Below are 9754 nucleotides of genomic sequence, written 5' to 3'. Positions count from 1 at the left end.
TTCGACCCCGTTTAACGCTTTTCAAGCGCGAGAGTTCCGCCCCAAGGAAAATTTATGGCGGTTGGGTTAATCCGAATGTTGTATCAGAGTAACCCCGACCCGCAGTCAGGACGACGTCGCTCCGGCAGGCACCAACCCGCTTCATCATCCCACCCTGAGCTTCTCGGTCCAGCCTGACTTAACGCTACGGCATATGAGGATTTCGGAACCCGATAGAGCCCATGACAAATCAAGCCGCAACAATCATGTTGCGGCTCGGGATGTGACCAGGGATCGCAGGAGCCTGGACCCTTAAGCAAATAAGGCGAAACAAAAACCAAATAGCGCGATGCAATCGGTCAAACTGCGTCGCCACGTTGGACTCAAAGCTCACACGCCGGCGACCCTCAGAATCATCGCTATCACCTTTTGCTATGATTTGCTCGCAGCGCCGCTCAAGACGTTCGGACACTGTCGTCTTGGTCGAGCCAGATTATTGTAGGCTTCAGAAAACGCGCACCTCTGCAAGAGCGCTAAGCGTTGCCGCCAAGTCCTTCATCATAACGACATGCCTTATCAGGTCGGGTGCCCCTCCGTATCATCGACGTCTGGCGAAGGTGCGACCGGAATCTGCTGATCCGGCACCTTCGCGCTCTCGGTTGGATCGTGCGTTCCATTCTGGCGGGTTGGGTTGCCGGTTCCGTCTTCCTTCACGCCGCTGCGGCGACTGCTGTTGACGCTCAGGTTTTCGAGACCCGTATCCGGGTTCGGGTGCTTCGTGCCGGCCATGGTCACCTCCAGATCACATGCATCAGGTGAACGGCGTTCATGGAGCATCGTTGCCGAAGCTAACTCGTCACCGCATGTTTGATCCGAGCAGCTTGTCTTCTACTCTTCACACAAACTGGAATTATGTTTCAGTATGGCATCATGACAAGATGCTGACGCCGGACACCATTGCGCTCCAAAGGAATGGTGCCTGTGGCGAGTCGCTCATGCCTTTCGGCGAACGAGATTGGCGATCAGGCGACCACGTGCGAGGGCAGGCTGATGCTCGACTTCGACCTGGGTTGGATCGGTGACGGTCTCGGCTTTGCGTATTTGTTTGACCGAACTTCGGGACTGAAGCGTCGCGCGAACCGGAGGCTGCTCGGTGGCGTCTTGCTTCGTTTCGTCCCGTGGCTCCATCAATGTCAGATCGGGCGCAGGCTCTTGCTCCGCGACGGGAGCGGCGGACAAGACTTCGATCCGCCCTGGAAAGTCGTTTCGGCACTCATAGAGCATCGGACGTGAAAAATGGACCCGGGTCTGGGATCGATCCGATGCTCACGTCCTGAAGCGGCACATAGTCCGAGAAACCGCGCCTGATGGGGTGTGCGCGGTCGAGAAGACCCTCGTGGATGACCTCGACCACAAAATGCGCCCCTCCGGCGTTGTCACATCGATCCGCCTGCCTTCTCGGAGAAACTCTTCCATGGATTGGCTGGATGGAGGTGGACCCGGACCTGATCCCCCACCGCGATCTTCACCTCAGCCATTCACCGATGCTCCACCCCGTGGGATCAGGCGCTGAGAGGCCCAAAGAGCAGCTTGCGTGCGGTTGGACGCTCCGATCTTGCGCAGGATGGCTTTGACATGGACCTTGATGGTGGCTTCCGTGATGTCGAGCTTGCGCGCGATGACCTTGTTCGGTTCGCCTTGCGTCAAGCATGCCAGGATTTCCCGTTCTCGCACCGAGAGCTTGCAGGCTTTCAGGTCAGACGAATTCGGCTCTGCCGTGCAGCCGTGGAGCGACTGCTCCGGGGCCTGGGGAGCACTGCCCATGACGGGGCGCAGGGCCTCGAAGGGCAGTACGGTCTCGCCGAGCATGACCAGTTCAAGCGACTTGATCAGAACGTCGGGGGCTCCGGCTGGTGAACAGAAGCCGTTCAACCCGGCCTCATCACCTGAGCGTACAAAGCCGAGATCGAACCGATCCGCCAGAGCCACAATCCGCGCCTGTGGGAAGCGCTCTCGCATCTGCCGGATGGTCCCAAGCATGCGACCGGTGGTCTGATGAGCATCGATTAGGATCAGGGCAGGCTCGAAGTTACCAGACTGAAGCAACTTTGTTTCAGATTGTGCTGTGGCGAGATCGAACGGTGTGTCCCGTAGGATGTGCCGAAGTCCTGAGCGCACGATAAGGCTGTCGCCGATCAGGACCGTCGGAATTGATGCGGTATGGGTATTGGACGATGTGGTCGTGCTCGATGAGCGATCATCTGCAAGCGTCAGCGTAGTCATTTGCGCCCCTGCTTAATTTCTCCCGTTAAGAGAAAATTAATAGATCAGGAGAGCTGCGTCTGTCGTATTCCAGACAATCCTCCAGTTAGAAGAAGACTCCTAACTGTGACATGCAGTCACAGCGGGTCAGCCTGCGGCCTGAAGGTCGCCCGCCATGGCTGACGGGAGGTGCCTCTGGAGTTCAGCAATCAGCATCACATAGGGCTGACGCCGCTCGCGGTGCCTTCGCTGAAGGTTCTCCACGATCTGCTTCTTCAGCATCGGATCAGTTCGGCTGCGCTCGAGCCGCTGCAGCTCGTGCAAATGCTCGAAATCAAGGTTCGACAGGGTTCGCGACGTGCTCTGCAACAGGCTATGCAGGTCGAAGCTTTGGTTTGCGCTGACGATCAGGCGGTTCAGCGCAGAGGAGACAGGCTGCTGGTTCTGCATTGGAGCCCCCGATTGGCCTGTGCCGAGCCGCACCTGCTCTCAGGTCGCCAAGCTCGGCACAGACTCGACTTCAAGAAACGTTCATCCCTAAACCATCCTGCTTCAGCATATGTCGGTTATGGTACGGCTCTGATCACCTCAGTAAGAGATTACTGATTGGTGCTGATCCGTACTGCTTAGATGTTTCTGCCGAAGACGCGGCACGAAGTACTGGAGAAGATGGTATCTGTCTGTTGGAAACCCGACACAACATATAACTATTTCGTATAGGCTAGCCTGCGGCAGCAGGATGATATCTCCTCCGACAGATCAAACTATAATAGTAGCTTCGCTATACGACATTTATGCTTGGCCGAGGGAGGAAGCTATGCGTATCCAAGTCATTGCTGCAGCGATCTGCCTGTGCTTCTCGGCTCCCGCCATGGCGCAGGACAAAGCCACAATTCAAAGCCTGAGCGATCAGTTCGCCAAAGCCTTCAATGCCGGGGATGTCGCAGCGATCGCGGCCCTCTACACGGAAGATGCCGTCATCCTTCCGCCTGGGGGTGAGATGGCGAAGGGCAAAAGTGCCATTCAGGCGTTCTGGAAAGGCGCTGCCGAGCAACTCGGCGACGGGAAGCTCACGACCGTCGATGTGAAGCCGCTCGGCAGCGAGGCAGCACGAGAGATCGGCACCTTTACGTTCCGGACGAAAGGAGCGCAGCCGCAGGAGATCACCGGCAAGTATGTCGTGGTTTGGGAGAAGGTCGGGGGTGATTGGAAGCTCGCAACCGATATATGGAACACGAACAAGTAGCTTAGATGACCGCTCGGGCGCTTCCAGCCTAAGCTGAGCAGCAAAGCTTTTCGAGCACTGCCTTTCAGCTAGGGAGGCTGAACACCTCACCAAGCCCACAGCATAACTCCCTCCGAGTTCGCGCCGAGGGTCCCATGGATCGGCAGGAACACAGGATCGAGCGACGACTGGCGGCGATCTTCGCCGCTGATGTGGCAGGCTCATCGCGCCTGATGAACCGGGACGAGGCCGGATCGCCAACACCGCAGGCGACAGTGTCTCGGCCGAGCGCCCTTGATGCCGTCCAAGTGGCCCTCCGGGTCGCTGACGTGGCCCGCCGGGCCCGCGCCGAACGATGCGCCGCTTAAGGGATCGATCCGATGCTCTAGGCCTGAACTCGCCGCAAGGCTGCTGGAGGAACATGGGGTGGTGGCCGTCCCGGCCATGCTCTCAGGCTGCCTGTGCCGGTGCGGCTTCAGGTATAAGGAGCAGCTGGTGGCGGCATAATATGTGTCCGTGCAAGCGTCCGACGCTCTCGATGGCTCAGGGGAAATCCTGCTGCGCAGGGCAATGTCACCTCACCTGAGGCAGTTCCTGCCCCTGACGAAAGAAAGGTGAACCGAACGAAGGGGCGTAGCTTCCCGTTGTCATCACATGCGCCACTTGGCGCGGATATGGCAATGGAGGAAGACATGCCTGGCAAGCCCCTCGCATTGGCTCTTCTCGGTACGATCCTCATCTCGGCCTCGGCGCTGTCCCAGACCAACCAGCCCGCAGGCTCGACCACGGCTCCTCCGACGAGTTCAACGCCAGCACCTTCGGCGGGTGACCCCGGCTTCGGCGCGAATGAACCGGCCCGCATGAACACCGGCAACTGGATGACCCAGGAGCAGCCAGGGCAATGGCGAGCCTCCAAGCTCGAAGGCTTGGACATCTACAATCAGAACAATGAGAAGATCGGTGACGTCAGCGAACTTCTCTTGGACAGCAGCGGTAAGGTCCAGGCCGTCGTCGTGGGTGTCGGCGGGTTCCTGGGCATCGGCGAGCGCGATGTGGCGATCCCGTTCGACCAGATCAGGTTCGTGAACGAGCCCCGTGCGGTGGCGACCACAGCGACCGCGACCGATCCGAATGGCCCGGCGGCTCCAAGAGCCACCGCGACAGCCCCAGCCGCTCCGGGAACGGTCAGCCCGACACCGCCGACCACGACCGGCACAGTGGCGACGGATCGGTCCCCCGACAATGCGGTCCGCTCCGCTCCGGATCATGCCGAACTGACAACGAACATGACCAAGGATCAGCTGAAGGCGGCTCCCGAGTTCAAATACGCCCGCTGAGACGATCGATCCTGCCACGGGGGGCCGCGAGGCCCCTTTCGCTATGTTGCGGCTGCTTTCGGCGGCTGCGTTGATGCACCTTCTTGCCTCGCCTTGAGAGCAAGCGGTCTGCCGCCGCAACGTTTGGAGACTTGGCAGGATTGGCGAGCGGGTGGGCTCAGCTCATCAGCCATGGACTTCACATAGGTTAAACTATCCTGGAACGGTGCTCGCAGCCGTGGCGTTACAATGGGGTGCGGGGCTGACAAACCACTCTGAGTATCCTGGAGGGCTCCTATGGTGAACGCGTCCAGTATTAGCAGCCAACCTAATTCCGACAGTAAAGTGCCTAAGTCCCCGGAGTGTCCCCCGGATAGCAAGCTGCCCGAAAATTCGAAGGAGAACCTCGATGCAAGGCTCGACCATGCCATCGAGGAGACCTTCCCAACCAGCGATCCGGTTTCTGTGACCATCACCAAAGGTCCGGCGCCTGATCACTCTGCCCAGGAGTCCCATTCCTCATTGGCGGATGATCAACAGGGCCAACCGGAGCAAGGCTCCACTGAGCAAGTTCTGGATCAGGTGCGGGAGGCGCTCAACGACATTGCCGAGAGTGCCTCTGAGGCCGCCGGCACTGTATACGACCGAGGCAAGGGCTACGTGCGGCAAGCGGGCGAACAGTACCCTCAAGCTGAGCGCTATATTCGTGAAGGCCAAAGTCTCGTGGGCCGATATACGACTGGGAACCCACTCCTCGCGCTCGTCGTCGCTGGAGCCCTCGGCTATGCGATGGCTTGGATGATCCATGGCGAGAGGCGAAACCGAGGCAGGCACGTGCCGGATTATGCCAGAACCAGACGCAACTTTGCTTCGCAAGGTCAGCACTAACAGGAAGAGGCGCACACCAGCACATACGCAGGAAGCGAGATCAATGATACGCTTTTGAAAGGAGGAAGTGATGGCTCAAGTCGATACGACGACTCGCACGGATGCCTCTGGTGAGATGACGGGTAAGCCATTGATCGAGAGTGATCGGGTTGAGGGCACCGCCGTGTACGATCCGCAAGGCAACCACCTTGGCTCGATCAAGCGCATGATGATCGAGAAGATCAGCGGCAAAGTCGCCTATGCCGTGATGTCGTTCGGCGGCTTTCTCGGAATAGGTGAGGACGAGCACACCATCCCGTGGAGCAAGCTCACCTATGACACAGGCTTGGGTGGCTACCGCACGGACATCACGGAAGAGCAGTTACGCGGAGCCCCGAGCTTCTACCGAGATCGTGACGACTACGACTGGACGGACCGGGAGCGTGAGCGCGAGCTCCATGACTATTGGAGAACTCCTTACTATTGGGGCATATGAGTTTCCGGCCCGATCAACACTCACGGTGCCGTCGATGGCCAGAGGAGCCCCAAGGCCCCTTTGGCGCGTATGAACGAGGGAACTGAGGAATGCCGGATAGTCTGAATCTGCATTCGGCTTCGGCGCTTCTCTTCGATCCCATCCACAAAGCTGCTGGAGGCCAAGGTCAACATGACGAAGAACCCGTGGCTCAGCCTCTGGCTGAGTGCCGCAAACACTTGGGCTGGTGCTGCCCGTGGTTTCTGGTCGGCGGAGATGCACCGTCAGCAGAGATCTATGCTGAACGACATGACGCGACCTAAGCCTCGGACGTCGGCGAAGACACGCTCATCCAAGAATGCCGCGACGGGAACTCGAAGGAAAGCCAAGGGCTGACTCCGGCCATACCCTCGTCTTCAAAGTATGTCTCAGTAGCCTGGAACAAGACGTTGCTCGACCAGTGGCGCATCCATCTGGAACTGCACTCCCTGCACGTCGTAAAGAATCTCAACGTCGGCATTGCATTGCATGGGCAGGACTCGCTGTAACAGCGTCGAGCCAAAGCCTTGATGCTGCGGCTGGCTCACGGGTGGGCCGCCGAACTCTCTCCATTCCAGATGGAGCGTTCTGCCCGTATTCGTTTCGACCACGTTCCAACGAACCTGGATGTACCCAGCCGGGACCGACAGCGCCCCGTGCCGGACGGCATTTGAGGTCAGTTCGTGCAGCGCCATGCCAACCGGCACGGCGAGTTCCGCCGCCAACTCAAGGGGCGGACCAATTAGCATGAACCGAGGCACTCTGCTCTCAGTGAATGGCCTGAGTTCATTGAGGACGATCTCCCGCAGCGGGGCTGTCTGCCAGTAGCCCTCGGTCAGAAGATTGTGGGTTTTCGCCAGCGAGGTGATGCGATTGGCGAAGGAGCGATAGAACTCTTCAAAGCTGCCCGCGGACCGGCCTGTCGCTCCAACGAGTGCCTGAACGGTCGCCAGGGTATTCTTCACCCGATGATGAAGCTCTCTGACAAGGAGAGACTGTCGTTTCTCGATCCGGCTGGCGACCTCCAACCGCTCGTCCCGCTCGGCTATGGCACGGCGCAAGTTCAGTTGTGACATCACCTGTTGAGCAAGCAACCGGAGCGTGGCCGTTTGATCCTCAGTCAGGTCCCGTGGAGCATAGTCGAGCACACACAGCGCCCCCAGCGGATACCCATCGGGCGTCCTCAGCCCCGCGCCAGCATAGAACCGCAGACGCGGTTCCCCGGCGACGAGCGCATTATGAGCAAACCGGGGGTCTTCGCTCAGGTTTGGAACGATCATGGTTCCAGGCTCGAGCATGGCAGTGAGACAGATTGAACAATCCAGCGGCGTCTCTCGCACTCCAAGCCCCACCTCGGCCTTGAACCATTGTCTGCGCTCGTCGATGAGGCTGATCATGGCGACCGGAGCCCGACAGTTACGGGCGGCAAGGTGGACGAGACCATCGAACTCCGGCTCCGGCGGCGTATCGAGAATCCGATAGCTGCGCAGGGCTGCGAGCCGGTCACCCTCGTTCCAGTGCGGGGCCAATTTGTCGTTCAACACGGGGAGCTAACACCAACGTCACAGGAATGAAAACGGGCTCGGCGCGCTTGGGTTCAGGCCAAATACCCTACTATTTCTGATAGTTTAATGATCTTCACGGAAGGCCTGCAACAGAGAGGCCTGCGTGGCGAAAGAAGCTGACAATCATCTCGGGTTGACCTTGCAAGCGACAGAATTCACGTCGGGCCAGACGGTGTAGATCAGCAACTGACCCGGGCAGCGCGTTCGCCATGGCGCATTTGACGAGGGCATTGCATTGCTCCTCCGGGTTGAGCTCTGGCGCATAGGCCGGCAGATAGGCCACCGCGTAGTCCTGCGGGTAGGCCGCGATGAAGGCGCTGGTTGCTCGGGAGCGGTGGGCATTCAGCCGATCCCACACCACCAGCAGCGGCGTGCCGACCTTCCGGCGGAAGAAGCGCAAGGCCTGGATGACACAGCGGCTCGAGACGCTCGTGCGGACGTGACGGGCATACAGCCGGCCATCCGGCGTGATCGCCACGATGCTCGAGACCTCGCGCCGCTTGCTGACCCGCCGCAACACCGGGGTCAGGCCGCGCCGGGCCCAGGTCGTGGCTGGCCGCGCCCGGAAGCTATGGCCGGTCTCGTCCCAGAGGAGGAGCGTGCGGTGCTCCCGGCGCGCCTAATGGCATGGACCGGCCGTGCTCCCGGGTGGAGCATGGGAGCACGGGATTGTCCCGCAGCGAAGGAGCCACGTCATGACACAGCAGACTACAGCTGAGACCATTGCCACCATCGGCATCGACCTGGGCAAAACCACCTTCCACCTGATCGGCATGGATGCCCGCGGCAGGATCGTGCTGCGCCGCAAAGTCTCGCGCGGGCAGCTGTTGTCCTGCCTGGCCAATGTGCCGGTCTGCCTGATCGGCATGGAGGCCTGCGCGGGCGCCCATCACGTTGGGCGTCAGCTCGCCGCTCTGGGCCATGACGTCCGCCTGCTGCCGGCCCAGTATGTCAAACCGTTTCTCAAGGGGCACAAGAACGACTATCGCGACGCTGAAGCGATCGCCGAGGCGGCGCAACGGCCCACCATGCGTCCGGTGCCGCTGAAGTCGGCGGAGCAGCTCGATCTGCAAGCCCTGCACCGGGTGCGCAGCCGCCTGGTCGGGCAGCGCACGGCGGTGATCAACCAGATCCGCGGCTTCCTGCTCGAATGCGGCATCCCGGTGAGGCAGGGACTTGCCGGTTTACGAGAGGCTCTGCCCACTCTGCTGTCCCAACGCACGGACGTGCTCTCGCCGCGCATGATCCACCTGATCGAGGATCTGGCGGGAGACTGGCATCGGTTGGATGAGCGCATTGACGCGATCACCGGGGACATCACGGCTCTGGCCCGTCAGGATGGGGGCTGCCAGCGCCTGATGGGGATCCCGGGCGTCGGCGTGATCACCGCCAGCGCCATGGTGGCGGCGATTGGCACCGGAGCGGCGTTCGCCAAAGGCCGCGATTTTGCCGCCTGGCTCGGTCTCGTACCCAAGCAGATCTCGACCGGCAATCGCACCATCCTGGGTGGCCTCTCCAAGCGCGGCAACCGCTACTTGCGCACGCTCTTCGTCGGAGGAGCGCAGGTTCTCCTGCAGCGACCGCGCCACTGGGACGGGCACGGCTTCGGCCGCTGGTTGGCCGCGGCACGGGCCCGGCTGCCACCGGAATGTGCTGGCGGCCGCCTTGGCGAACAAGCTCGCGCGCATCGCCTGGAGCGTGCTGTCCCACGCGAACGGTTACGATCCGGAGTTTGCCGCACGGACGGCCTGAGCCTGCTCAGACGGCAGACAGTTCGAGGATAGCGTTCCCGCCGAGGTTCGCGAGAAGGATGTGACAGGATGGATGAACGGTTGCCCGGCGCATCGGAAACCTGATTAAAAAAATGGCCTCCGAGGTCTCGCGACTAAGCAGGCCTGGTGCGCGCGGATTCCCATGATGGCCCGGAGCTCAGGCTCCATCCAGAGGCCGGATAGATTGATGCGAACCGTCCATCATCCAATCTGCCACAGCCCTCTTGCAACGCACGGCCGGTCCATAGATTTTT

The 9754-nt window shown here is 60.5% G+C and carries 10 protein-coding genes and 2 pseudogenes; 6 read left to right on the top strand and 6 right to left on the bottom strand.

Features of this window, described 5'->3' with window-relative positions; genetic code table 11:
• Positions 1-555: 555 nt before the first annotated feature.
• The 4 genes from NF876_RS14490 to NF876_RS14475 all read right to left on the bottom strand — a co-directional run bounded on the left by NF876_RS14490 (position 556) and on the right by NF876_RS14475 (position 2691).
• Entirely contained in the window at positions 556-768 is a 213-nt protein-coding gene (locus tag NF876_RS14490) for a hypothetical protein (RefSeq protein ID WP_262269496.1), read from the bottom strand.
• A 204-nt stretch (positions 769-972) separates the two neighbouring features.
• Positions 973-1218, bottom strand: a complete 246-nt coding sequence (locus NF876_RS14485; RefSeq protein ID WP_262269495.1) for a hypothetical protein — start codon at positions 1216-1218, stop codon at positions 973-975.
• Between the two features lie 291 nt (positions 1219-1509).
• Complete coding sequence (locus NF876_RS14480; RefSeq protein ID WP_262269494.1) at positions 1510-2262, bottom strand: LuxR C-terminal-related transcriptional regulator; 753 nt, start codon at positions 2260-2262, stop codon at positions 1510-1512.
• A 126-nt stretch (positions 2263-2388) separates the two neighbouring features.
• Complete coding sequence (locus NF876_RS14475) at positions 2389-2691, bottom strand: hypothetical protein (RefSeq protein ID WP_262269493.1); 303 nt, start codon at positions 2689-2691, stop codon at positions 2389-2391.
• Positions 2692-3058: 367 nt separating this feature from the next.
• Between NF876_RS14475 and NF876_RS14470 the strand changes: the two genes are divergently transcribed.
• The 5 genes from NF876_RS14470 (at position 3059) to NF876_RS14450 (ending at position 6145) form a co-directional block, all read left to right on the top strand.
• On the top strand, positions 3059-3487 hold the full coding sequence (locus tag NF876_RS14470; protein WP_262269492.1) for a YybH family protein: 429 nt from the start codon (positions 3059-3061) through the stop codon (positions 3485-3487).
• 134 nt (positions 3488-3621) lie between these two features.
• Positions 3622-3834, top strand: coding sequence for a hypothetical protein (locus NF876_RS14465; protein WP_262269491.1), 213 nt, complete (start codon positions 3622-3624; stop codon positions 3832-3834).
• A 324-nt stretch (positions 3835-4158) separates the two neighbouring features.
• The gene (locus tag NF876_RS14460) at positions 4159-4803 is read left to right on the top strand and encodes a PRC-barrel domain-containing protein (protein WP_262269490.1); all 645 of its coding nucleotides are present in this window, start codon (positions 4159-4161) and stop codon (positions 4801-4803) included.
• A gap of 276 nt (positions 4804-5079) precedes the next feature.
• Positions 5080-5670, top strand: a complete 591-nt coding sequence (locus NF876_RS14455) for a hypothetical protein (protein WP_262269557.1) — start codon at positions 5080-5082, stop codon at positions 5668-5670.
• A gap of 70 nt (positions 5671-5740) precedes the next feature.
• Positions 5741-6145 carry a PRC-barrel domain-containing protein gene (locus NF876_RS14450; protein WP_262269489.1) on the top strand — a complete coding sequence of 135 codons (405 nt, stop codon included), beginning with the start codon at positions 5741-5743 and terminating at the stop codon, positions 6143-6145.
• 407 nt (positions 6146-6552) lie between these two features.
• On the opposite strand, the gene NF876_RS14445 is transcribed toward NF876_RS14450, so the two are convergent.
• Together NF876_RS14445 and NF876_RS14440 are read right to left on the bottom strand one after the other, a co-directional pair.
• Complete coding sequence (locus tag NF876_RS14445; protein WP_262269488.1) at positions 6553-7707, bottom strand: sensor histidine kinase; 1155 nt, start codon at positions 7705-7707, stop codon at positions 6553-6555.
• A 94-nt stretch (positions 7708-7801) separates the two neighbouring features.
• A pseudogene (locus tag NF876_RS14440) lies at positions 7802-8314 on the bottom strand (transposase); the annotation flags it as partial.
• A gap of 109 nt (positions 8315-8423) precedes the next feature.
• Here NF876_RS14440 and NF876_RS14435 point away from each other — a divergent pair.
• Positions 8424-9480 (top strand): annotated as a pseudogene (locus tag NF876_RS14435) (IS110 family RNA-guided transposase).
• Positions 9481-9754 lie beyond the last annotated feature (274 nt).

This window comes from Microvirga yunnanensis (assembly GCF_025460875.1).
Note: the sequence above shows the minus strand (reverse complement) of the source record. Positions and strands in the feature narration are given on the sequence as shown.